Genomic DNA, 24,593 nt, shown 5'->3' on the forward strand with positions numbered 1-24,593 from the left:
TGTAATCTATCCATCTCTATCAAGTGTATAAAAGTATAGTATAATTATATACAAAGGCGCTAACGAAAGCAAATAATGATATCTTGACCATAAGTTATAAAAGTACCTGCAAAAACCATATTTTTACGCTCTGACAAACTAGTTTTAGGGTCTGTAATAATAACACCACTAGAACTGTCCACACGAAATTCATTTAGAATCTCATTGATTGACTTTTGAAAAAACTCCATTTATTCTCCTCCATTCAATATTAATTATCTTTTTTCAGATAAAATATTTATGCACCTCCTCTAGTTTAATAGAAAATTTCATTATAAGAAAAGACTTTCAACACAATGGAACACTAATAGTGTCCTTGTGTTGAAAGCCTCACTGTGGCAAATGCCATGACAAAGCCAGGTTAAAAAACCAGTATGTTGACTTTATCTCCCTTACTGGTAGTTACTCCCTTTTAACAATATATAAATTATAACAAAAAAATAAATAAATGTAAATAGTTTGTATCAATTATATCTTTTATTATAAATACTAACATCTTTATAAAATCTACACATCTTTTTTGTATAGTTTAAATTGAAATTTATAAAATTAGAAAATTAATCTTAATATTCTATTCATAAAACTTTTAACATAAAAATTAATTGAATATAACATTATTCTCACACAAAATAACTATATTAAAAACTTTCAGGAGGTTTAAATTTGAGTATTAAAAAAGAAAAAATAAAAGTCTTTGACATGACATGTACATCCTGTGAATTAAGAGTAGAAAGAGTAGTTAAAAAATTAGATGGCGTAAAAAATGCTATGGCAAGCTTCAGCGATGAATCTCTAACTATAGAATATGATACAAAACTCTGCAATTCTGATAAGATTAAAGCTGCTATAAAGACAGCTGGCTACAGTATGAAAAGTTCAAATAACTACAAAATTGCAGGTATATTTGTAATCGTAGCTGCAATTATATTAATTGGGAATTCATCAGGTGGATTTGATATAACGTCTAAACTTAATGGTGCTACATATTTTGTTCTATTCATTGTTGGAATACTTACATCAATACATTGTGTTGGTATGTGTGGAGGAATAATGCTATCACAAAGTATGAATAGGGATAGCAAAAGTAAATTTGATTCTATTAAGCCTGCTATTCTATACAATGCCGGAAGAGTTCTATCCTATACAATAATTGGCGGATTAGTTGGTGCTCTGGGTTCAGTACTTTCTCTATCTATATCCATGAAAGCTGGACTTCAAATATTTGCTGGTATATTTATGATAATAATGGGATTTAATATGAGTGGTTATAGTATTTTTAGAAAGATCAATTTAAAGCTTCCATGGTCTGCTTGTTCAGTTAAGAAAAAACCCAAAACACCTTTTTTAGTTGGTGTTCTCAATGGACTTATGCCCTGTGGACCACTTCAGACAATGCAGCTGTATGCCCTAGGAACTGGAAGTGCTTTTAATGGTGCATTATCCATGTTTATATTTTCTCTTGGTACAATACCTCTAATGTTAACCTTTGGTGCATTATCAGGTGTATTAAGCAAAGGATATACAAAAACTCTATTAAAATTCAGCGGAATCCTAGTTGTAGTTTTAGGTATTGTAATGGGAACTAGGGGGCTGGCTTTAGCTGGTGTAAACGTACCGACTCCATCTACACTTACTACTAGTTTATCTAGTAATAAAACATCAGCATCTTCATCAGCTGCTAAGCCAATTATAGAAAATGGAGTTCAAGTAATTAAAATGACGGCGGATAATGCAGGATATACTCCAAATGGTCTATATGTTCAAAAAAACATGCCTGTTAAATGGATAATAGACGGTAAAGCATTGAATTCCTGCAATGGGCAAATCATTGTACCATCCTTAAATATTCAGAAAGATTTACAATCTGGTGAAAATATAATTGAATTTACACCAAAGGACAAAGATATAAGCTTCAGCTGTGGAATGGGTATGATTAGAGGTTTAATTAAAGTAGTTGATAATATTTCAACTGTAGATACCTCAAAACCTGATTCTTCAATACCAGCCCCATCCAGTGGAATGCCTGGTTGTAACATGAATGAGCCAGCTTCATCACCTGCTGCTCCTGAAAAACCAAGTATTTATGGAACAGATTTAAGTAAAATTGAAACTAGTCGATTTATCCACAAGGCTGTAGTTTCTGGAAATATACAAACTGCTTCACTTAAAGGCATAGGCTATGAGTTCGAACCATTAATCGTAGTTGTAACAAAAAATGTTAATACAACCTTAAACTTTGATTTAAATAGTTTTGATAATCCAAGCGGAACTTTTACAATTTCATCTGCAACTACAGGTAGTCCAGTTACTTCTTTTGAAGGTAAAAAAGGGATTATTAAAGTTGATACCTCTTTTAATGAAAATGACATATATCCAATCTCAAAGGATGGTAGTGTTATAGGTGCCGTAGTTGTGGTAGATGATCTGAAAAATGTAGATTTAGAAAAAATAAGAAAAGATTATATAGGTGGTTAAATTAACCACCTATTGTTCAATAAAATCAAGCTATTAAATTCACATAATAGCCTGATTGCATTGAATAAACTAATTCCATCATATCCTTTAGTTGTACAATGTACTTTATAACCTTTTTTTCGAAATAAGCTTTAATTATCTCTGATACTTTTTCTTCAATATTGATTGGGATGGCTTTTACTGCTGGTCGTACTTCCTGCGCAGGTCCTATATTATCATCTCTTAAAATTATGCATTTTCAAAACGCAGCATCTTCCAAATCATGTAGGATACTCCCCATGATACAATAAATAAGCCTACTAGTAAATATCCAATTCCACCGAACTCAAGATTTTGTATCCATTTCCAAATTCCACTATCCAAGCCCAATTTAGGTGTTAATATTTGAGCTAATTCAATAAACCCTATACATAATGCTGCTACAATAGACAATCCAGTAACCGATAAATTATAATAAATTTTACGTAAAGGTGTTGAAAATGCCCAATTATACGCAGTAGTCATAAATACTCCATCGGCAGTATCCATTAAGCTCATTCCTGCAGCAAAAATAATAGGTAAAGATATTATCATGGAAAATGGAACAGCTTGGATAGCTGCATTTGCTGAAATAGCTAGAAGTGCTACTTCAGAAGCAGTATCGAATCCTAAACCAAATAGAAAACCAAGTGGATATACATGCCAACTCTTATTAATGAAGCGATATAATGATCCGAAAAAACGTGAAACAAATCCGCGTTGTAATAAAAGCTGATTCATATGTTCTTCATTAACTTCCCCCTTATGTACTCCAATAAAAAGTTTGTAAATATCAAACCAGATATATAGGTTTAATATCCCTATAAGTATAAGGAAAGTACCTGATACAGTAGTACCAATCATACTACCTATCACTTTCATATGAGGGATATTGTATTGAGCCCATTTCATTGAAAATGCAGTCAATATTGACATTACAAATACTACAGAGGAATGTCCAATGGAAAAGAAAAAACCAACACCTGTAGGTTCTTCTTTTTGTTGTACTAATTTACGAACAGTATTATCAATAGAAGCTATATGATCTGCATCAAAAGCATGTCTTAATCCAAGTGTATAGGCTAAAAATGCCAATCCAACTATCTGAGGGTATTTATAGACGTTAGATAATAAAAGTATTACTCCTATAATATGCAATAGTACCACTATAGTACCATAAGGAAGCCATTTAGGATATTTTTTTAATGGGACCTTCATTTTAAACTCCTCCCTATCATTAATTTGTGGTAATAAATCACATCAATTTCTTAGCTTGATAAGCCACATATTTTACAATAAACTGCAGGCTATCTATTGAATACATTCTTCTATACTAAATGTGCTAGTTAGATACAATGATTTAGCAGCACTTATAGCAAAATGATTTACTGTGGTGCCACTGACTGCAATGCAAGTTTTCATCTGCTCTTTAAAAAATATAAGTTAACTGTTATACCTATAATAAGCCGCACAAGTTCCTTCAGAAGATACCATACAAGAACCTACAGGATTTTCTGGTGTGCACGCCTTCTTAAATAGTGGACATTGAAGCGGAGTTATTTTTCCTTTAAGTATGTCACCACATCTGCAGCCCGGACTGCCATCATACTCCTTATACTCTATATTAAAATGCTTTATGGCATCAAATTCTTCATATTCTCTATTAAATGTATATCCGCTATTTGGAATAGTACCAATTCCCCTCCAAGTGCTATCACTAACTTCAAAAACTTTGTGTAAATACTCTATAGCCTGAGAATTTCCATCATTTCGTACTATCCTTTTATATTCATTTATTATATTATAATCCCTATTATTTATCATGTTTATAAGTGAATTTAAGCCCTTAAGTATATCTAAAGGTTCAAAGCCAGTTATAACTCCAGGTATACTGTATTCACTGCTTAAAAATTCATAGGGCTCTTTACCTATAACAGCACTAACATGCCCTGGAAGTAAAAAACCACTGATATTAAGTTCCTTATCATCTACAAGAGCTCTCATAGCTGGTGGTACAATCTTATGCGCAGTGAGGAAAAATAAATTTTTAACCCCCTGTTTTCTTGCCTCTATAGCCGTTATAGCCGTCATTGGTGTTGTTGTTTCGAATCCTACTGAAAGGAAAACTATTTCTCTTAATGGATTATTCTGTGCTAATGTCAATGCATCCATTGGTGAGTATACAATTTTAATGTCAGCGCCCTCTGCTTTTCTTTTCATTAAAGAAGTTTTATTTCCAGGTACCCTTATCATATCTCCAAAAGTTGCAATAATAACATCCTTATTTAATGTCAGTTCTAAAGCAGTATCAATATAACTTTGTGGAGTAACACAAACTGGACATCCTGGTCCAGAAATGAGATTTATGTTGCTTGGAAGTATATCTCTAATGCCATATCTAAATATAGCCATAGTATGGGTACCACATACCTCCATTATATTTATTTTTTTATCAGTAATATTTTGTATTAATTTTACCAGGCTTTTAGAATAATCTCCATTTCTAAATTCATCAACATATTTCATTCACTTATATCCCCTTTATTATTCTAAAATTTTGTTGCTTCTTTAGCTTAAATTATTTGAATTGTATAATCCTATATAAACTAGAAGATCAATGAATCTTACTTGGTGGGAGTTTGTATTCCCACCAAGTTTAGATGAATTATCCAGCGACTAGTCATCGGATAAAATATTGCAACTTCAAGTCTTAATTACTTATCACTTAAAACCTTATTTGCTATAACAATTTGTCCTAAAGCCACTCCACCATCATTTGCAGGTATTAATTTATTTATATAAACAATAAACCCTTCATTTTTTAATTCATCTTTTAAATTTTCTAGTAAATAATAGTTCTGAAATACCCCACCACTTAATGCTATTTCGTTAACATCTGTATCTTTTCTAATTAGTTTGCATATATCTTTTGAAAAATTGACTATTGTGTTATGAAATTTATCTGAAATAACATTATCTTGTTCATCCAGCAGTTTATCTTTTATAATACCCATAATAATCTTTTCTGTCTTCACAATATAACCATTCTCTTTGACTACATCATAGTCATAGAAATCTGAACTCTTTTGAGAAGCAACAGCTTCAAGTTCTATAGCCGCCTGTCCTTCATATGTAACACTATCCCTAATTCCAATTAAGCTTGCAGCAGCATCAAAAAAACGTCCCATACTTGATGTTTCAGGGCAGTTAATATCTGCTTCAATCATAGCTATAATATTGATTGCCTTATTTCCATATAGCTTAATCAATATTTCTCTTAACTGTTTATTAGTGTTAAGTTCATTATACTTACTAGACTTGAACGTGTTATAAATGTGAGAAACGGCCATTCTCCATGGTTCCTTCACTGCCATTTCACCACCAGGCATCTTTACATAATTCAAATGTCCCAGCCTAGTAAATTCCTTATTATCGCAGAGCAGAAACTCTCCTCCCCATATTCTTCCATCAACACCGTAGCCTGTTCCATCATAGGCAATTCCAATAACTTTTCTATCTATATTGTTTTCTGCTAAACAGCTTACTATATGTGCATGATGATGCTGAACTTCAATTCTAGGCAGCGACGATCTATATGCATATTCACTTGATATGTAGTTTGGATGCATGTCACAAGCTATATACTTTGGAGTAAAATTAAATATATTCTTAAAATGCTCAATGTTATTTTTATAATGTTCAATTGTTTCTACATTCTCCAAATTCCCATTATGTTGGCTCAAAAATATAAAATTCTCCTTTGCTATGCAGAATGTATTTTTCATATTTGATCCACAGGCCAGAATTTCTCTTATATTATCTTTTTTTATGGGTTCCGGTACATATCCTCTCGCCCTTCTTATCATATGGATCTCATTATCTATTACCTTTACCACTGAATCATCTATAGCTGCATTAATATCTCTATTGTGTTGTAAAAAATAGTCTGCAATATGCCCTAATTTTTCAACTGCGCTTTCATTTTTATATTCCAAAGGCAATGCATTACCATTTGCACTAGTCATGATTAAAGCTTCTATGTCATTTCCAAATAGTAGATGATGTAAAGGTGTATATGGAAGCATAACTCCTAATGTTTTCTGATGTGGTGCTATACATTTTGGCAAATCATATCCATTAGTTTGATCCAGTATTACTATAGGCTTTACATAGCCTGTCAATATCTTTTCTTCCTCCACAGTTACAGCACAATGCTTTTTCACAGTTTCTATATTTCCTAACATAACTGCAAAAGGTTTATGAGGTCTATTTTTTCTGATCCTCAGTAATTTCACTGTATGCTCATTTGTTGCATCACAAACTAGATTAAATCCACCCAGTCCCTTGATAGCAAAAATTTTCCCATCCTTAAGCTTTTGCCTTGTCCAATCAATTACATCCTCGACTTCTATTTTTATACCATTAGAATCCTCAATCCAAATATGCGGCCCACAAGCTTTACAGGCGTTAGGTTCAGCATGGAATCTTCTGTTAGTTCGATCAGTATATTCTGTATTACATTCTTCACACATATTAAATTTTTTCATTGTTGTCTTGTCCCTATCATAGGGAATAGATTTTATTATAGAAAATCTTGGACCACAGTTTGTGCAACTAGTAAATGGATACATGTATTTTTTATTTAATGGATTTGTGATATCCTGAATACATTCTTCACAGATAGCCACATCAGGAGCAATAAGAGTAATTTTTTTATTACTTATCTCACTCTCCCTTATTTCAAAACTATTGTAATTTACAGTTTTTCTTTCCTCTACAGTTATGTTTTCTATTCTAGCCAAGGGAGGATGCTTATATTTTAGTTTTTCTATAAAACTATTTAATTTTTCTTCTTCACCCTCTATATCAATATGTACTCCCTGGGAGTTATTATTAATCCATCCTTTTAGTTTAAAGGAAAGTGCCTCATTATAAACAAAAGGTCTAAAACCTACACCCTGGACAATTCCTTCCACCTTTAAAAATAGTCTTTTCACACTAACACCCTCTAGCATATTCTAGGTAACTGCTGCCCCGATGGCATATCTACTATTCTTCTTCCACCGATAATAGTTTTCAAATAAACATTTTGTGATACCTGTTCTACAACTTTACCAATAATTTTAGCATTAAATCCTAATTGGTGATTTCTCATCTGCTCCAATACTTTGTCAGCATATTTTTCTGGTACAAAGCAGCATAGCTTTCCTTCGTTAGCAATGTATAAAGGATCTAATCCCAGTAATTCACAGGCACCCTTTACTTCTTCGCTTACAGGAATAGCATCTTCTTCCAATTCAATAGATACTCTGCTGGTTTCCGCAATTTCATTTAGAACTGCTGCAACTCCACCTCTAGTAGCATCCCTAAGCACATGAATATCCTTACATATGTTTAATATTGAATCTACTAGTGTATTTAAGGGAGCACAATCACTTTTCAATTCACCATATATATCTATTCCACTTCTTTCACACATAATAGTCATTCCGTGATCTCCAAGCATTCCATTTACAATAACTACATCTCCAACTTCAGCGTTATTTGCTTTAATATTAACACCTTCATAAATTGTACCTATTCCAGTAGTATTAATGAATAGTCCATCTACTCCACCTTTTTCTACTACTTTTGTATCTCCTGCTACAATTTGAACTCCTGCTTCCTTTGCCGTTTCAGCCATAGATTTTACAATTGTCTCAAGACTTTCAATTGGATAGCCCTCTTCTATAATAAATGCACTGGTTAAATAACGCGGTTTAGCACCACTCACTGCTAAATCATTTACTGTGCCACATACTGCAAGCTTACCAATATCTCCACCTTTAAAAAAGGATGGTGTGACTACAAATGAATCTGTAGTGAAAGCAATTCTATTGTGTTCTAAATTAAGCTGTGCAGAATCATTCATTTGTCTTATGGTTTCATTATCAAAATACTTTATAAATAGATCACTTATTAAATTATTAGTTTGTTTACCGCCACTTCCATGACTTAATAATATCTTATCCTCCATTTTATCTCCCCGCCTTATTAAGTAATATTTCTGATTTTACACACTGCTTTTCTCATATTAATAACTAGTTGTTATTACATCATATATTCAAAATTTGCAATTATAATACTCTATGCACACCTACCTTGTTCTTTAGTATAATCTTCGCTCCGAAATTCATCAGCATATTTCATTCTCTGATAGCTCCTTTATTATTTCCAGAGTTTTTGCTGCTTCCTCCTCATCAATTGTTTCAATTGCACAGCCTGCATGAACTAAAACATATTGACCAACTTTTATATCTGGAATAAGGTGCATAAATACTTCTCTTTTCATATTTCCTATTTCTACAATACCTTTATAGTTATCTATTTTTAAAACCTTGCCTGGAACTGCTAAACACATACTAATCCCTCCAAATTGACATATTAACTTTTACTTTTTTCTTTTCTAACCTTTTTTCTGTAAAATAAACAATCCATATGCTAGTCTCATACAATATCAATATAGGAGCTGCAACAAGTATACAAGTAATTAAGCCCGCATTTGAAATAAATAATCCTTCAAGTGTCAGCGTAGCTATAATAATATACTTTCTCCACTTTCTAAGACGTTTTGAATTTATTAATGACAACTTACCCAAAAGTACAATTATATAAGGAATCAAAAATACAATTCCAGTAAAGAAACAAAAAATACCTATGAAATTGAAATATGTACTACCTGAAAGCAGCGGATTCATATAATTTTCTCCATAAGATATTAAAAAATTAAGAGCATAGGGCAGTACTAATATATATCCAAAAGTCATACCAGTAAACAGTAGAATAGCCATAAAGAATAAATTTTTATATACTAACCTTTTCTCATTTTTAGACAATCCTGGGTTAACAAAGGCAGCTAATTGGTATAATATAATGGGACTTACAATTATACTCCCAGCGAACAGTGATAGTCCCATTCTTGTCATAAAACCTTCTGTTAAAGAAAAATATACAAGCTCCAATCTAAATTTGGCTATAGGCAGCATTAAAAATTTGATTAAATAATAAGCTTTCTCATAGATAATTCCAGTAGCAGCAGCTATTGCTATTATAATAATTATCAATCTCTTTCTAAGTTCACTGAGATGATCTACCACAGACATATCTTTTATATTTTCATTAGTCATATATTCACCTCTAATGTTGACATTTAAGCACTTTTTTCAAGTTTAGATGATTTCTTCTTTTTATCACTCTTTTCTAAAAAGTATACACACCAAATACTGATTTCATATAGTCCTATTATTGGTAAAGTTACTAAAATGAAAGTCATAGCATCTAGTGAAGGTGCTATAAGTGCTACAGCTATAAGTGAAATCATTAAAGCAATTTTTCGTTTTCCCTTTAGCATTTTTGAATTAACAATATTTATTCTGGATAAAGCTATTAAAACCAATGGGAGCTCAAAAATTAGACCTACGGCCAGAAGTATAGTCTCTACAAAGGAAAAATAATTATCACCAGACAAATTTGCTTTCATAAAATCATTTCCAGAACTCATCAAAAAACTAATTGTGGAAGGAAGTAATAGCTTATATCCAAATAAAATTCCACCACTAAAAAGCAGTAATGCAACTGGAGTTACAAAAAAATAAAGAATCCTTCTAACTTTTCCGGTTAATCTTGAACCTGCTTGATAAATTAATAAATATGCTATAAATGGAAATGAAATCACTATTCCTCCTAAAAAGGCAATCTTCATTTTCACCATCATTCCTTCAGCTGGCGTCATAAAATATATTTTAATCCCATGAAGTGGTTCTGTTAAAATACCTATTATAGAATCAACTTCAAAATACATAAGGGAGGCTGCAATAATAACAATGACAAGCATTGTTATTATTATCTTTCTAAATTTCTCCAGTAGCTTTGCAACACTAACAATTTGTTCACTTTTTATCATGATATACCTCTAACTAATCTTCTTTCTTTTCTTCTGACTTTGTTGCAGCAGCGGTACTTTCAGCAGTACTTTCTTTAGTAATTTCACTTGAAGCTTTCTTAAACTCCTTAATTGATTCCCCTATAGACTTACCTACTGAAGGTAACTTTCCTGGTCCAAAAATCACTAATGCAATTACTAATATCATAATTAACTCTGGAAATCCTATTCTTGGCATAATATTCTTCCTCCTAAAAATTTATTTTATATGTTGAATTTTTACTTTTTCTCTTTTCAAAAACCTTATCTATTAACCATGCACATAATTCAGCTATTCCTTCATCTTTTATACAGCTTGTTTCAAAAGTAATAGCGTTAGCATTTAAAGAATTAATATCTGAATAAAATTCTTCTCTATTAAAATTAGTAAATGGCATTAAATCTACTTTATTCAAAATAACTGCCCCACTTTTTTCAAACATTAAAGGATACTTAAGTGGTTTATCATTTCCTTCAGTTGTGCTTAAAACGCATACCTTTATATCCTCACCAATCTCAAATTCAGCAGGGCACACAAGATTACCTACGTTTTCTATAACAAGCAGATTAACCTCATCTAAATTTAATGAATTTAGTGAATTTTTAATCATATCTCCATCTAAATGGCAGGCTCCGCCTGTATTAATTTGTACAACCGGTATCCCCTGTGCTTCAATTCTCTCTGCATCCTTTGTGGTATAAATATCCCCTTCTATAACTGCAATTTTTATATCATCTTTAAGTTTTGCAATAACTTTTTCTAGTATTGATGTTTTACCTGAACCAGGTGAACTCATCAAATTAACAACATATATACCCTTTTCGTCTAATATTTCTTTATTCTTTGCAGTTATTTCGTCATTGGTTTGAAGTATATTTGTTACTACCTTAATCTCACTCATTCTTTATTCTCCTTCAATTGTATTAACATAGAGTTCATATCCACTTAAAATGTTAGTTGAAAACTTATTGCAATTTGGACATAATTTATTAAAATGATCTATTTCAAATGTAATACCGCAGTCATCACACATAGCTGTTGCATCAACTTTTTCTATTAAGAACTTTGCTCCTTCAGCTATAGTTCCTTTAGATAAACTGTTAAATGCAAATATTAGTGAATCAGACATTACTCCAGAAAGTTCTCCAATCTTTATAGTAATTTTAGATATATTATTTAAGTTATTTTCCTTAGCCTTTTCTAAAACAATCTTTATAGAATTTTGCATAATTGAAACTTCATGCATATTTATCACCTAACTTACATTTTCTTGCTTTTCTTTAAGATTTAACTCCATCTTAAGCAGTTTTATAATTTCAGGTATTTTATTCTTCATAGTTTCTGTCATTTCCGTATCTAAACATATTTTTTCAGGCTCTATTCCGAATATTGTGACCTTTGGAAACTTACCTAACATATTTGCTATTTTGACTACATCCAAAATTTGAACATCATGTATAGATAAATTTTCACTTTTATAGCTTTTTATGTCTTCTGGATTAATCTTATATATAGTACCAGGTTCATATCCAGCTTTTAAACAGTCTACAATAATTACTTTTTTATAATCTAGAAAATAACTTAATGTATCCAGTGTAGAAGTACCTCCATCTACTAATTCTATAGTAGATGGAAGCTTTTCATTCTCTAACTCTCTTATTGTACAGACTCCTACACCGTCATCTTTTAAAAGTATATTACCTATTCCTATGATGACAGTATCTTTCATAATTAAACTCCTGGTTGTACTATAAATTTAGACATTTCTACTCCTTCAGGTGACATTACGTGTACTGAACATCCTGTACATGGGTCAAAGGAGTGCACTATTCTTAGTAATTCTACTGGCTGAGTTGTATTAGCTACATGAGTTCCTATTAGTGCTTTTTCTATTGGACCAACATTACCGCTGTCATCCATTGGTGAAGCATTCCAGCAGGTTGGTGTAATAATCTGATATTTTGATATTTTAGAACTTGATACTGATACCCAGTGTCCAAGAGCTCCTCTTGATGCTTCTGTTAATCCTATTCCACTTCCTGAAGTTGGAGTTCCTATATTAGTGTATCCACTTGTACCAGTTACTATCTCATTTATCCAAGTACTCATATTGCTTACAAGTTTAGCTGTTTCTGTATATTTTGCCATATGTCTGTCCATAACTGATACACCATGTCTATAATCTCCACTTACCCAAGTTCTTGCTAATGAACCTGCCTCGTAAGGTTGTCCACTATATCTTGGTGCCTTAAGCCAAGTATATGCTCCTGATTTTCCATAGCTTGGTGTTGTTGTCTCACTAGCTGGATTTACTCCAGATGGTGAGGAATACCAGGAATTTCCTACATATTCTTTTATATTAGCCTGACTAAAGCTTCCTAATGTTCCATTAGTTACTATACCAGCTGGAAATAACTTACCTCCAGTGGTATTTGTATCAAATACACCATAAGCTATTAAATTACCATAGCCAGCACCTATGCTATAGTAATCACTATAGGTGGAAGCTAAATTATTAACATCCCCTTGATATGTATTTGTAATAAATGATGTTATTGTAGTTAAATAATTTTTGAAATTAGTTATATCTGTTGAGGTTGGTATTGCAGTTACACCACCTGGTACAACATTAGCAACGTGTGGAAGCTTACCACCAAATATTGCTCCCATTTCGTGAGCTTGTCTCCTTATTGATAGTGCAGTTATATAATTGTTAACCAAGTTTTGGTTATCTGTTGAATTAAATCTGTAATCCTGGCTGTATCCTGGTGTCCATGGGGACATTTGTGGTCCTTGAACATAATCCATTAAAGATAGATGATAAAAATGTAGAAGATTGTCTGCTATATAATTGGAACCTTGAATAAGATCTCTTAAAAGTAATCCTTGTAGGGTAGGTGTAAATCCAGCTGCTTGCTCTATTGCCTTTGATGAAGCTATAGCATGTGAAACTGGACATAGTCCGCATATTCTCTGTGTTAAAAATGCTGCATCCTTTGGCACTCTATTTAGAAGCATATTTTCAAAATCTCTGTAAAGACCTCCTGAAGCCTGTGCTGCTGTTACATTATTATTTGAGTCAAGTGTTACATTAATTTTTAAATGTCCTTCTAATCTTGTTATTGGATCTAATACTAATGTACTCATTTATATATCATCCCTTCCTTTTTTTAATTATTAGTCATGATTAGCACAATGGATTTGTAGGGAACGTTGGATTAGCACAACCAATACATGGATAATTTGATATAGTACAAAAACTTACTCCATTATTCCACTGCATAGTAGAACATACATTTTCACACCCTGGCCCTTTACATCCTATGCTTTTGTAACATCCATATACACCTGGCTGACCTGCAGATCCTGCTCCACGTCTAGGACAGTTAAAGTGAAGAGCAGTCCCATAGTACTGAGTTGGTCTATTTTCGCTATCTAAAGCTGGCATTCCAGTTAATATAAGATTCAAAAGTGTTTGAACCATAACTGTTGGATGAACTGGACATCCTGAAAGGTTTATAACTGGATTAGCAGTTTTACCACTTAATAATGTTTCTACTGATTGGCAGGAAGTACTATTAGGGCTAGCTGCCGATACTCCTCCAAAAGCTGCACAAGTTCCTGCTGAAACTACATATTTAGCCATAGGACCATAATTTAATAAAGCCTGCTGTAATGTTAAAGGTAAACCATTTTGCTCACCAATTATGCAGTAGTTTCCACTTGAACCTGTTGGTACTGCACCTTCAACTACAAGTATAAATTGACCATTGTAAGTATTTGCAGCTTGATCAAGAGTCTGTATTGCAGAATCCCCAGATTGTGTCATAAGTGTAGTATCGTACTTTAAGCTTATTTTGTTTAAAAGTACATCATCAATAGTTGTTGGATTAGTAACATTTAAAGTTGATATGGTACATCCTGAACATCCAGCTCCATTTAACCAGATAACCGGAGGATCTGTTTCTGCTGCAAATACTGTATTAAACTTATCCATATCCAGTTCAAGATTTAGAGCTACTGCTGTAGCTGCAGACCACTTTAGAAAGTCTCTTCTGCTAATTTTCATAGTAACACTCCTTTAATATTTTTTATGATTTCATGCATGGATTAACATTGTTATCCTAATTGGAGATAAAACTATAACTCTATTTCTTCCTCTTTTACCGACTAATAACATATGTCTAATACTAGGATAAAACACATTTCCTATTTATAAGTTATGTAATGGTTAAATTATTTTTAATTTAAAGTTAAATATAATTATACTTTTCATTATATTTAACTTTATAAAACGAAGCTGCAATAGAGCTTCTATTTTAATCTACAGGCTAGAATTTCTCTTATTTTATCAATATGCTTAAATTTCTTGTCACTAATCTTGATTAATTTGAGTTTATCATTGGATTATACAGAGTTGTATATTTATCACTATCTTTGTTTTCCTAAGACTTGTTGTACAAAATACTTATAAAATTTTATGAAGAAATGTAATGTTAAAAATTGTTTATACCTTTATCCTTATTAAAAAAGTCATGTAAAAAGAGAATTACTCTTTTCACATGACTAATAAAGCACAATATTAGTTTCCCATCATGTCCTGATGCATTTTTGTCATATTGTCTTTGCCCACAGATTCCATCATCTTAGCCATAAATCCATATCCATTGTTTTGCATTATATCAATCATCTTTTTATAATCATCATCATTCAAATTATTCATAAACTTATTCATAGCATCATAATCTCTATTTTGCATAGCCTTTGCTTCATCACTAAAACCATTATCTTGCATTATCTTTATCATATTGTTAAAGCTATCATTTGACTGAGATCCTATATTTTGTGCACTCAGCACTGGTCTACTTGAATTATCGGAACTTATATTGTTTCTTCCCTTTGCATATGCAACTGAAATACTACCTACTACAAGTACACCTGATATTATTAAAACCAAAATTTTATTTTTCATTTAATATCACTCCCATAATTATTTTTTCTTTATATGTTTATTGTACTGCTTAATTATGGAGCTATTATGAAGCTATATAATATTAAATTTTTCTAAGTTTAAAGAACTTATCCTCACATTAATTTATTCTACAAAGTTGTATATTTATCATGAAGCATCTTACTTAACTCAGAATCAATTTTCACTTCAATAAGCTTAATTCCATCTAAAATTAATGCTTCATTGAAAGCATTTTCAAATGATTTATAGTCAATTGCCTTATAATATGTTATACCATATAAAGTTTTTATACCTTCAAAGTTTATCTTATGAGGAGTTAAAAATAAATAACTGAAATTTTTTTCTTTACTTTGTGGTAAATATCTAAATATACCTCCACCATTATTATTCAATAATAGGATAATTAAATTTAAATTATGTGTTTTTCCAATTAGCAATCCATTTAAATCATAATAAAATGATAAATCGCCAGTTAATAATACCGTTGGTTTATTTGATGTAGATATTCCCAATGCAGTAGAAACAATACCATCTATTCCATTTGCTCCTCTGTTGCACAATACCTTTATATTTTGATTTCGTGCTTCAAAAAAATAATCCATATCACGAATTGCCATGCTATTTGAAACAACTAATCTACTTCCATCTGGAAGCATATTTTGCATCATTTGAATTAGTTTTCCTTCAAATAAGTTTATATCCTCTTTAGCACTATTTAATTGTTTCCGCATTTGATTTTGATATTTTAACCATTTGTATAAGTAAGCTTTGCTACTATTTTCTATAGAAATAAACTGAGCAAACAATTTGGGTGATGAAACAATATATTTTTTCGTAGAAAGAGCTGGATTATGATAGTAAAATGTTTCACAGACTTGTAAGTATAGAACATCTTTATGCATAGACAAAAATTGTTGAAGGCGTTTTGATACAGCTACTTGCCCAAAGTGAATTATAAACTCAGGCTTCAATTCTCTTTTAATATTATCATTTTTTAGAAATGCATCATAGCTATCAACAATTATATCACTTGAATAATTTCTAAAATTTGAAATTGGATCTGCCAATATAGGTGCTTTTAACCGTTCTCCTAATTCTATAACTTCTTTATGATAATTTAAATATGCATCTCCCCCGCAAATAATAATACCATTCTTGTTTTTTAAAATTGAAGGTTCAAAAATAACTTGATTTTCACCTTTTATATATTCAAATTTATTTTCAAATCGGCCTTTACTAAAATCTACCTTGCTAAACTCTGGAATTAAAGGTTCCCTAAGTGGCACATTAATATGAACTACCCCATATTCTTTTGACATAGCATTTGAATATGCCTTTTGCATAACTACACGCACATAACGATACATATTTTCATTTTCCTCTGGTAAATGTAATTCTTCATAATACTTAGTAAAATTATCAAATATTTTATTTTGATCAATTGTCTGTGGTGCACCAACATTACGCAATTCAAAGGGGCGATCAGCTGTTAAAACAATTAATGGCACTCCTGAATATTTTGCCTCTACAATTGCAGGTAAATAATTTGCTGATGCTGAGCCTGAAGTACAGACTAATACTACTGGTTTTTCATACTCCTTTGCAATTCCAAGTGCAAAGAAGGCAGAAGATCGTTCATCAATATTCACAAAATTATTAAAATTATGTTCGCAAAATAAATATGCTAAAGGTGTAGATCGTGAGCCAGGACTAATTACAACATCCCGAACACCTAATTCATATAATTCATCCACTAAAGCTGCAATGTAATTTGTCATTTCTTTCCCCTCTCAACTATAGGTAAATCTGAACTTAGTGACAATTTGTATTCACAAACTAAATTTAAATTAAATTACCCAATGACGTATCGTTGTTATCCCAATCTTTAAGATCGAGTATTACAGCAAATAATCATCTTATAAACTTTCAATTATAGTTTTCAATTTATTTGTAGTTTCAATATATTCACTTTCACAATTTGATTTATCCACTATACCGCAACCGCTGTATGCATAGACTGTATTTTTTTCAATCAGTGCAGATCGTATTCCTACTACAAAAATCCCGTCCCCATCTTCATCTATTATTCCTATTGGAGCAGCATACAAGCCTCTTTCATGCTTTTCATATCTTCTAATAAGTTCCAATGCTTTATTTACAGGATTTCCACCTAATGCTGGTGTAGGATGTAACAGCTTTACCCATTCAAGCAATGTTCTACTTGTATTATTTCCATGAATACAGGTTTGTAAATGATATAAATTTTTAAGTGTCAAAATCTTTGTTTCATCCACTACCAGTTCATCTGTAAAATTCCTCATTAAATTAGCTATTGAATCAATGACGATTTGATGCTCCTGACGATTTTTAGTATCAATTAATAGTTTTTTCTTTTCACATTCATCCTCTTTATCACTCCGCAAAACAGTACCAGCTAAGGCATAACTTAAAACATTATTTTTTTCTTTTTGAATTAAAATTTCAGGTGTTGCACCCAGAAAGGTTTTTCCATCTTTACAGTATGAAAATATAAAACTGTTTTCATTCTGCTTCAAAAGATTTTGCAAAATGCTTTCTGTGTTTATCGATTCATCACACTGAATTTTAACTTCTCTTGAAATAACAACTTTATCTAATTCTTTATTTGATATAGCATTATGGGCAGCAGAGAATAGTTGCTTCCAATCTTTATAATCATCCATTACACATCTGAAAGAATGTCTGCAAATTTCCACTTCCATACTTTCAATTTCAACAAAATCCTTTAAATAATAAAGTGTCTGTTTACCTTCCTTTTCAACCAAATAATATTCAAATGCAATATTTTCGTTTCCAAAACCTGACCACTTTTCATCTTGAATAAAATTAAAGAATGTCATTGATGAAAAAGTATATGGATAATTTTTTAAACTTTTCTCCGAATAAAAAGCTTTTAAACGCTTTGCCCCAAGGATAAATTCCTTTTTTAATGGATTATAAAATGAAAAACATTCTTCATTTTTAAAGTACTTTAAGAAAGTAAGTGAACTATCTAATTTGATTTGTATTTTCTGATATTTCAAGTTATCCACCTCATTAATTACGAATAAATCTTTAGTTCTCTTGTGGATTTATTATAATATAACGCTATGTAGGTTTTATGAAGATGGTTCTGCACTTACATTCACTACTTTAAACCAATGAAACCGAAAACTCAGTAGAAAACTAATACTTTGAGTCTCTCTCACCACCAAATTTATAACCTGCTTTAATAACAGTAATTATGTATTTTGGTACCTTACTGTTATCTTCTATTTTTTTTCTTAAATTTTTAATATGAACATCTACAGTTCTATCATATCCTTCAAAATCAATACCATATATATTTTGAATAAGTTGTTCACGTGATAAAACTTTACCTTCATTTGAAGCAAGGGTATATAGAAGTTCAAATTCATTGGGAGTCAAAACTGTATATTCTCCTTTTACCTCCACAGTTCGCTTTTCTTTATCAATCTTAAGTTTCCCATTGTCATATGAAAGCATTGTTAATTTATTAGAATCTACTCTTCTAAACAAAGCATTCACCCTTGCAGTAAGTTCCCTTGGACTTAATGGTTTAGTGAGATATTCATCAGCTCCCATATTAAGTCCCTGAATTTTGTCACTTAACTCTACCTTTGCAGTAAGCATGAATATATGCACATCTGATGTTTTTCTTATAATCTTACAAACCTCTTCACCATCAATATCTGGAAGCATTAGATCTAATATAACCAGCTGAAACTCTATTTTATTGAATAAACTAAGTCCCTCATATCCTTTAGTTGTGCAATATACTTTGTAACCCTCTTTTTCAAGATAAGCTTTAATTACCTCTGATACTTTTACTTCATCTTCGATTATTAAAATAGTATTCATCCTTATTCTCCTATCTTTTAAATAATGATTATCAATTTGTATTTTAAAGCATTTTAGTATTAAAACATAATGTAAATGATGTTCCTATACCAGCAATACTATCAACATTAATAGTCGCAGAATGAAGAGTAATTATTCTCTTTACAATAGTTAACCCTATCCCGCTTCCTTCTATCTCATTTCGACTCCTATCTCCTCTATATAATCTTTCAAAAATATAAGGTAAGTCTTCCTTTTTTATACCCATACCATTATCTTTTACTTTAATTATAACCTTATCCTTGTTTACGTCCAAATCAATACACACAGTTCCTCCAGGCTGAGTAAATTTAATAGCATTAGTTAATAAATTTATAAAAACCTGCTTAAGCTTATCTTCATCTCCTACTATTTTAAAATTTTTATCTTTTTCAATATTCAAATTAAGCTTAATATTTTTGTTTCTGAAATCAATAGAAAACTCATTACTTACAGAAGAAACAAGTTCATCTAAAAATACAGTAGTCATATTTAAATTTAATTTTTCCTCCTCAAATTCTTTTAAAATATTTAAGTTATTCAATAATTTTCCAAACCTTATGACCTCTTCATTCAGATAATTCAAGCGTTCCTCATTTACAGGAAATATTCCGTCAATCATTGCTTCTAAGTTATTTTGAAGAATGTTTAACGGAGTCCTTATTTCATGAGAAATATCTGAAACTAGTCTCTTTCTAAGCTGATCCTGCTCTTTTAATCTCTTACCCAAGGTATTTATGCTCTGAGTTAAATTATTGAGTTCTTTTATATTACTTTTTATATTTGAGGTAGCATCATAGTTTCCATTAGAAAGTTTAACAGAAGTATCTGAAACTGCTTTAATAGGTGAAGAAAATTGCTTTGATATAATTATACTTATTACAACAGCAATAATAATTGCTATTAAAACACTTATAATAATACTTCTATTTATTGACATTTTAAAATTTATATCCTGCTGCGTTAGTAGAATTGGAGAATACTGACCAATTTCCACATAGCCCACCAATTTTCCAGCCGACTTAATTTCAAAGGAATTTGATACATAAATTCCTTTGTTATTATCAGCTTTTTGCATTATTGTGTGAGCTCGTTCTCTTATGTCATCAGGATTCATACCCCAAACTACATTTTTATTAGCATCTAAAAGAGTTAAACAATAGTTGCTCATATAAGCTTCATGCATCATTTCTTCCCCAGAATTTATAGTCCATTTTTTATCTCTTTTATATACTTGTTGAAAATAATCTACAATCCTATTGTTCCTTTGGTTCTGGATATTCACCATATATTTATTAAAGGTGCTGTTAAGTGTAAAGTTAACAGACAGTGCTGATAAAATAACAGCAATAATTGAACAAGAAATTATTATTATACTCAATCTTCTTCTAATGCTCTGCAAAAATATTACCTCCAAATTTATTATACAAGCTTTATCATATGTTACAGATAACGTTATACTAAATAGATTTTTAGAAATTATATCTGATAATTTTAGTTATTATATTTCTAAATTATTTTATCAAATTAATATGTTGATTTTATGAAGTTACAAGCTAACAAAAATAAAAATACACCAGTCGCAGCATTTTAGCTTGCAAAACCATATCTATCAGCTTACTAATTTTATTTTTCATCTTCATAATATCTTCATATAAAATTTATATACTTAAGCCATTCGGTTCAATATAGTTGAGTTAATAAATCACATAGAAAGAGGTGTAACAAGTGGAATTTAGTGAAATTTATTTGCCAATAACCAAAGAACTTCGTGAAGTAGAAGCTGAATTAAAAGCTGTCATGAAAAGTCTAGGTGGTACTTCAGCAAGAGACATTTTTAAATACTTCTTCTCGGACTCAGAAAAATATCTTCGCCCGATATTAGCATTATTATCAGCCAAAGCCATAAATAATCAATTGCCTGAAAGTGTATATCATGAATTAACGCAACTATGCGTTGGTATTGAACTTATTCATAATGCAAGTCTAATTCATGATGATATCATTGATGAAGACTCAATAATACGTAATCAACAAGCACTCAATAAAGTTTATGGAAATAAAATAGCTATACTAGCTGGTGATTCATTATATTCCAGAGCTTTTTTTATTTTTTCAGACAAACTGCCAAAAATTTTTTCAAAAACTATGGTAAAAGTTATAAAAACTATGTCTATAGCTGAAATATTAAATGCTAGAACCTCAACTATAAATCGTGAAATGTATTTGAAAATAGTTGAAGGAAAGACAGCATTTTTTATGAGTGTATGCTGTGGCCTTGGAGCTACTTTAGCTGGTGCAAATGAAAAAGAAATTAACGCACTATCGAATTATGGTCATAATTTAGGTATTGCATATCAAATATTAAATGACTATATTGATAAGGATCCAGTTGCTATAAAAAATATAAGCATAGAAGATGCTTTTAAATTTGCATCTACTGCTAAAGATGCCCTTAAAAATATTAAAAATTCTATTTATATTGAAAGCCTGATTAATCTAGTGGATTATGTATTAGATTTCTATGAACCTACCATTGAAATGTCTAGCATTGAAATATAAAATAAAAAAATAGATTGGAGATTAAAACTATGAAAATATTTCGTGACAAAAGATTTAGTATAATTTGGACAGTTCTTCGTGTTTGGCTTGGATATCAATGGCTGACTGCAGGAATAGCAAAAGTTACCGGTCAAGGTTGGATTGGTAGTAAAGCTGGCGTATCTATAACTGGATTTTTAAAAGGTGCACTATCAAAAGCAACTGGAGAACATCCATTAGTGCAAGGATGGTATGCAAGTTTTATTAAAAGCTTTGCCTTACCCAACGCTGAAGTTTTTAGTTACTTGGTTGCATTTGGAGAAATATTAGTTGGTATTTCTTTAATTCTTGGAGCTTTAACTATTATTGGTCTTATTGCAGGAGCTTTCATGAATTTGAACTATATGTTAGCAGGTACAACCAGCACAAACCCTATTTTGTATACTGCAGCTATTCTGCTCATGGTTGCTGGTACTAATGCATATATTTTAGGTCTTGATAGATTTATTTTACCTAGAATAAGCAGCGTATTTTATAAAAAGTAACTAGTTAAAATCTTAATAGAATGTATATGGAATTCAATTTATTAAATTAATTATATTTAGGAGGAATTTTATAACATGGGAAAAAAATTAATGAAAAATCTGCTTTTAGGATTACTTTTTACACTTATATTATCCACAACTGCACTAGCGAATAGCGGTGGTGGAACTAAAATTGAAAAAAATGTGGATGGAATAAAAGTTGATTTAATTTTAAGCGGTGATACAGTAAAAACCGGTGATAATGAGTTAACAATTAAGCTTTATGATGAAAAAGGACAACCGTTAGAAAATGCAAATGTTAAAGTAACTGCTGAAATGCCAGGAAACAGTATGGATGATATGAAGATGAATAATTCTAAACCTGAAGCTATTAGCTTTAAAGCAGGACATGAAAAGGGCGAATATACAGGAAATATAAATTTTTCTGATAAGGGTAATTGGACAGTAAAAACAGATTTCACGGTAGAAAATCAGGAAAAAATGGCTGATTTTGATGTAAAAATAGCTAGCTCTGGTCCTAATTGGTTCATCATAGGTGGATTTCTAGGAGTAGTCGTTATAATTATCATTATTGCTGCAGTATCTAAAAATAAGAAAAAAGCTTCAGCAGCATAGAAAGTGAGGAATTAATTCTTATGGAAGAAAAGAAAAAACATACAGATAAAAAAGATTCTAATTCTTCATCTAAGGTAAATTTACTTAACAATAAAATATTTAAAAAGTTTATACAAAGTAAATGGTATCCTGGTATATTCCAATGGCCAGTTTTAATTATTTTTGCTTTTATTGTCTATGAATTATTAGTTGGTCCATCTACTGCTCATGATAACTTTGGTACAGCTGGTACATGGGTACTATGGTGGCCTATACTTCCAATTATGTTATTTGTTCTTGGTAGATTCTGGTGTGCTATATGTCCCTTTGGCCTTATAAATGATCTTGTTCAAAAGTTTGTGGGAAACAACCGACCAGTTCCTAAATTCTTAAGAAAATACGGAATATGGATTATAGATGCAATGTTTATAATGATAACCTGGAGTGACCATGTTTGGGGAGTTGTTGAATCACCTCGTGGTTCAGCAGTTGTACTGCTACTTATTACTGCTGGAGTTATTTTTTCAGGTGCATTCTTTGAACGCAGAACTTGGTGTAGATATCTATGCTTCCTTGGTGGTGTATCTGGTAACTATACAAGAGTTGGCATGATGGAATTAAGAGCAACTCCAGAAAAATGTGCTAAATGTAAGGTACTTGCCTGTTATAAAGGTAGTGAAAAAGCCGATGGATGCCCAATGTTTGAGTTCCCAAGAACCATGGAAAGCAATGCAGAATGTAATTTTTGTGGTAACTGTGTAAAGAACTGCCCTAATGATTCTATTAAAGTGTACCCACGTGTACCTACTAAAGAATTATGGTTTATTCGTAAACCTAAGCTTCCAGAATCATTTCTAGCTGTTGTAATTATGGGTATCGTATTTGTTCAAAATATTACTATGGTGGATATATGGAAAGATATCTTAAACTGGCTGGAAAATGTAACTGGAACTACAAGTTACTATGTAACCTTCACTGTAACTTTTATTATTGCAATGCTAATTCCTATTTTTTTACTTTCTGTAACAGGATTAATTGCAAAGAAATTTAATGGAGATTCAGTTAAACAAAACTTTGCTAGATTCGGATATGCTATTATACCATTGGATTTAGCAGGTCATATAGCTCATAACTTATTTCATTTACTAGCAGAAGGTAAATCTGTAATTTTCACCTTTGTAGAACTTTTTGGAGTAGAGATGCATGGGTCAACAGCCATCTTAGACAATAAAACTATACAAGCACTTCAGTTCATTTTAATTGGGCTTGGAGCTTTAGGTTCAATATACACCGTTTATAGGATTTCAAAGCATACTTATGGCAACAAAAATGCTTTGAAAACCACAGTTGTTTATACAATCTTAATAGTGTTTTTAGCAGTTGTAAATATTATATTATTTGCTCTTCCAATGGCAATGCGTATGTAATTTAAGCTATTAAAATCTAGATATTAAAATTTTAAGACCATATCTTTCATCAAAAATCAATGACTTAGACATGTAGCTTCAAATGCTATAGCTCCTAGTTATC

The 24,593-nt window shown here is 31.1% G+C and carries 24 protein-coding genes; 5 read left to right on the forward strand and 19 right to left on the reverse strand.

Annotation, left to right across the window (positions count from 1 at the left end; translation table 11 throughout):
• Window positions 1-59 precede the first annotated feature (59 nt).
• Window positions 60-230 (reverse strand): hypothetical protein, encoded by a 171-nt coding sequence (locus tag RH99_RS19155; protein WP_010233909.1) that lies wholly within the window; start codon window positions 228-230, stop codon window positions 60-62.
• Between the two features lie 472 nt (window positions 231-702).
• On the opposite strand from RH99_RS19155, the gene RH99_RS03300 reads away from it, so the two are divergent.
• Window positions 703-2,514, forward strand: a complete 1,812-nt coding sequence (locus RH99_RS03300; RefSeq protein ID WP_010233912.1) for an urease accessory protein UreH domain-containing protein — start codon at window positions 703-705, stop codon at window positions 2,512-2,514.
• A 228-nt stretch (window positions 2,515-2,742) separates the two neighbouring features.
• On the opposite strand, the gene RH99_RS03305 is transcribed toward RH99_RS03300, so the two are convergent.
• The 18 genes from RH99_RS03305 to RH99_RS03390 all read right to left on the reverse strand — a co-directional run bounded on the left by RH99_RS03305 (window position 2,743) and on the right by RH99_RS03390 (window position 20,785).
• The gene (locus RH99_RS03305) at window positions 2,743-3,750 is read right to left on the reverse strand and encodes a HoxN/HupN/NixA family nickel/cobalt transporter (RefSeq protein WP_010233915.1); all 1,008 of its coding nucleotides are present in this window, start codon (window positions 3,748-3,750) and stop codon (window positions 2,743-2,745) included.
• 225 nt (window positions 3,751-3,975) lie between these two features.
• A complete protein-coding gene (hypD, locus tag RH99_RS03310) occupies window positions 3,976-5,058 on the reverse strand; it encodes a hydrogenase formation protein HypD (protein ID WP_010233918.1) in 1,083 nt (360 codons plus the stop codon).
• A gap of 188 nt (window positions 5,059-5,246) precedes the next feature.
• Window positions 5,247-7,547, reverse strand: a complete 2,301-nt coding sequence (gene hypF, locus RH99_RS03315) for a carbamoyltransferase HypF (RefSeq protein ID WP_010233921.1) — start codon at window positions 7,545-7,547, stop codon at window positions 5,247-5,249.
• Window positions 7,541-8,548 (reverse strand): hydrogenase expression/formation protein HypE, encoded by a 1,008-nt coding sequence (gene hypE / locus RH99_RS03320; protein ID WP_010233924.1) that lies wholly within the window; start codon window positions 8,546-8,548, stop codon window positions 7,541-7,543. Before hypE ends, hypF begins: the two co-directional genes overlap by 7 nt.
• 159 nt (window positions 8,549-8,707) lie before the next feature.
• A complete protein-coding gene (locus RH99_RS03325) occupies window positions 8,708-8,932 on the reverse strand; it encodes a HypC/HybG/HupF family hydrogenase formation chaperone (RefSeq protein ID WP_010233926.1) in 225 nt (74 codons plus the stop codon).
• Between the two features lies 1 nt (window position 8,933).
• On the reverse strand, window positions 8,934-9,698 hold the full coding sequence (gene tatC, locus RH99_RS03330; RefSeq protein WP_010233930.1) for a twin-arginine translocase subunit TatC: 765 nt from the start codon (window positions 9,696-9,698) through the stop codon (window positions 8,934-8,936).
• A 23-nt stretch (window positions 9,699-9,721) separates the two neighbouring features.
• On the reverse strand, window positions 9,722-10,474 hold the full coding sequence (tatC, locus tag RH99_RS03335; protein ID WP_010233933.1) for a twin-arginine translocase subunit TatC: 753 nt from the start codon (window positions 10,472-10,474) through the stop codon (window positions 9,722-9,724).
• Window positions 10,475-10,487: 13 nt separating this feature from the next.
• Complete coding sequence (locus tag RH99_RS03340; RefSeq protein ID WP_010233935.1) at window positions 10,488-10,691, reverse strand: Sec-independent protein translocase subunit TatA/TatB; 204 nt, start codon at window positions 10,689-10,691, stop codon at window positions 10,488-10,490.
• 13 nt (window positions 10,692-10,704) lie between these two features.
• Window positions 10,705-11,394 (reverse strand): hydrogenase nickel incorporation protein HypB, encoded by a 690-nt coding sequence (hypB, locus tag RH99_RS03345; protein ID WP_010233937.1) that lies wholly within the window; start codon window positions 11,392-11,394, stop codon window positions 10,705-10,707.
• Window positions 11,395-11,397: 3 nt separating this feature from the next.
• Entirely contained in the window at window positions 11,398-11,739 is a 342-nt protein-coding gene (gene hypA, locus RH99_RS03350) for a hydrogenase maturation nickel metallochaperone HypA (protein ID WP_010233939.1), read from the reverse strand.
• 9 nt (window positions 11,740-11,748) lie between these two features.
• Window positions 11,749-12,222 (reverse strand): HyaD/HybD family hydrogenase maturation endopeptidase, encoded by a 474-nt coding sequence (locus RH99_RS03355; RefSeq protein WP_010233941.1) that lies wholly within the window; start codon window positions 12,220-12,222, stop codon window positions 11,749-11,751.
• 2 nt (window positions 12,223-12,224) lie between these two features.
• Window positions 12,225-13,640, reverse strand: a complete 1,416-nt coding sequence (locus RH99_RS03360; RefSeq protein ID WP_010233943.1) for a nickel-dependent hydrogenase large subunit — start codon at window positions 13,638-13,640, stop codon at window positions 12,225-12,227.
• 40 nt (window positions 13,641-13,680) lie between these two features.
• Window positions 13,681-14,562, reverse strand: a complete 882-nt coding sequence (locus RH99_RS03365) for a hydrogenase small subunit (RefSeq protein ID WP_010233945.1) — start codon at window positions 14,560-14,562, stop codon at window positions 13,681-13,683.
• A 513-nt stretch (window positions 14,563-15,075) separates the two neighbouring features.
• A complete protein-coding gene (locus RH99_RS03370; protein ID WP_010233948.1) occupies window positions 15,076-15,465 on the reverse strand; it encodes a hypothetical protein in 390 nt (129 codons plus the stop codon).
• A gap of 128 nt (window positions 15,466-15,593) precedes the next feature.
• The gene (gene menD, locus RH99_RS03375) at window positions 15,594-17,243 is read right to left on the reverse strand and encodes a 2-succinyl-5-enolpyruvyl-6-hydroxy-3-cyclohexene-1-carboxylic-acid synthase (protein WP_010233950.1); all 1,650 of its coding nucleotides are present in this window, start codon (window positions 17,241-17,243) and stop codon (window positions 15,594-15,596) included.
• A gap of 138 nt (window positions 17,244-17,381) precedes the next feature.
• The gene (locus RH99_RS03380) at window positions 17,382-18,527 is read right to left on the reverse strand and encodes an isochorismate synthase (RefSeq protein ID WP_010233952.1); all 1,146 of its coding nucleotides are present in this window, start codon (window positions 18,525-18,527) and stop codon (window positions 17,382-17,384) included.
• 142 nt (window positions 18,528-18,669) lie between these two features.
• Window positions 18,670-19,365: a response regulator transcription factor gene (locus RH99_RS03385; protein ID WP_010233954.1), complete on the reverse strand. Its 696-nt coding sequence runs from the start codon at window positions 19,363-19,365 to the stop codon at window positions 18,670-18,672.
• Window positions 19,366-19,408: 43 nt separating this feature from the next.
• Window positions 19,409-20,785, reverse strand: coding sequence for a sensor histidine kinase (locus tag RH99_RS03390; protein ID WP_010233956.1), 1,377 nt, complete (start codon window positions 20,783-20,785; stop codon window positions 19,409-19,411).
• Window positions 20,786-21,111: 326 nt separating this feature from the next.
• Between RH99_RS03390 and RH99_RS03395 the strand changes: the two genes are divergently transcribed.
• From RH99_RS03395 to RH99_RS03410, 4 genes are all read left to right on the forward strand, one after another.
• The gene (locus RH99_RS03395; RefSeq protein WP_010233959.1) at window positions 21,112-21,945 is read left to right on the forward strand and encodes a polyprenyl synthetase family protein; all 834 of its coding nucleotides are present in this window, start codon (window positions 21,112-21,114) and stop codon (window positions 21,943-21,945) included.
• Between the two features lie 29 nt (window positions 21,946-21,974).
• Window positions 21,975-22,469 carry a DoxX family membrane protein gene (locus RH99_RS03400; RefSeq protein WP_010233963.1) on the forward strand — a complete coding sequence of 165 codons (495 nt, stop codon included), beginning with the start codon at window positions 21,975-21,977 and terminating at the stop codon, window positions 22,467-22,469.
• 75 nt (window positions 22,470-22,544) lie between these two features.
• Window positions 22,545-23,084 (forward strand): FixH family protein, encoded by a 540-nt coding sequence (locus tag RH99_RS03405; RefSeq protein ID WP_010233965.1) that lies wholly within the window; start codon window positions 22,545-22,547, stop codon window positions 23,082-23,084.
• 20 nt (window positions 23,085-23,104) lie between these two features.
• On the forward strand, window positions 23,105-24,490 hold the full coding sequence (locus RH99_RS03410; protein WP_010233967.1) for a 4Fe-4S binding protein: 1,386 nt from the start codon (window positions 23,105-23,107) through the stop codon (window positions 24,488-24,490).
• Window positions 24,491-24,593: the final 103 nt, after the last annotated feature.

Source organism: Clostridium arbusti SL206 (genome assembly GCF_000246895.1).
Classification (GTDB): Bacteria; Bacillota; Clostridia; order Clostridiales; family Clostridiaceae; genus Clostridium_I; species Clostridium_I arbusti.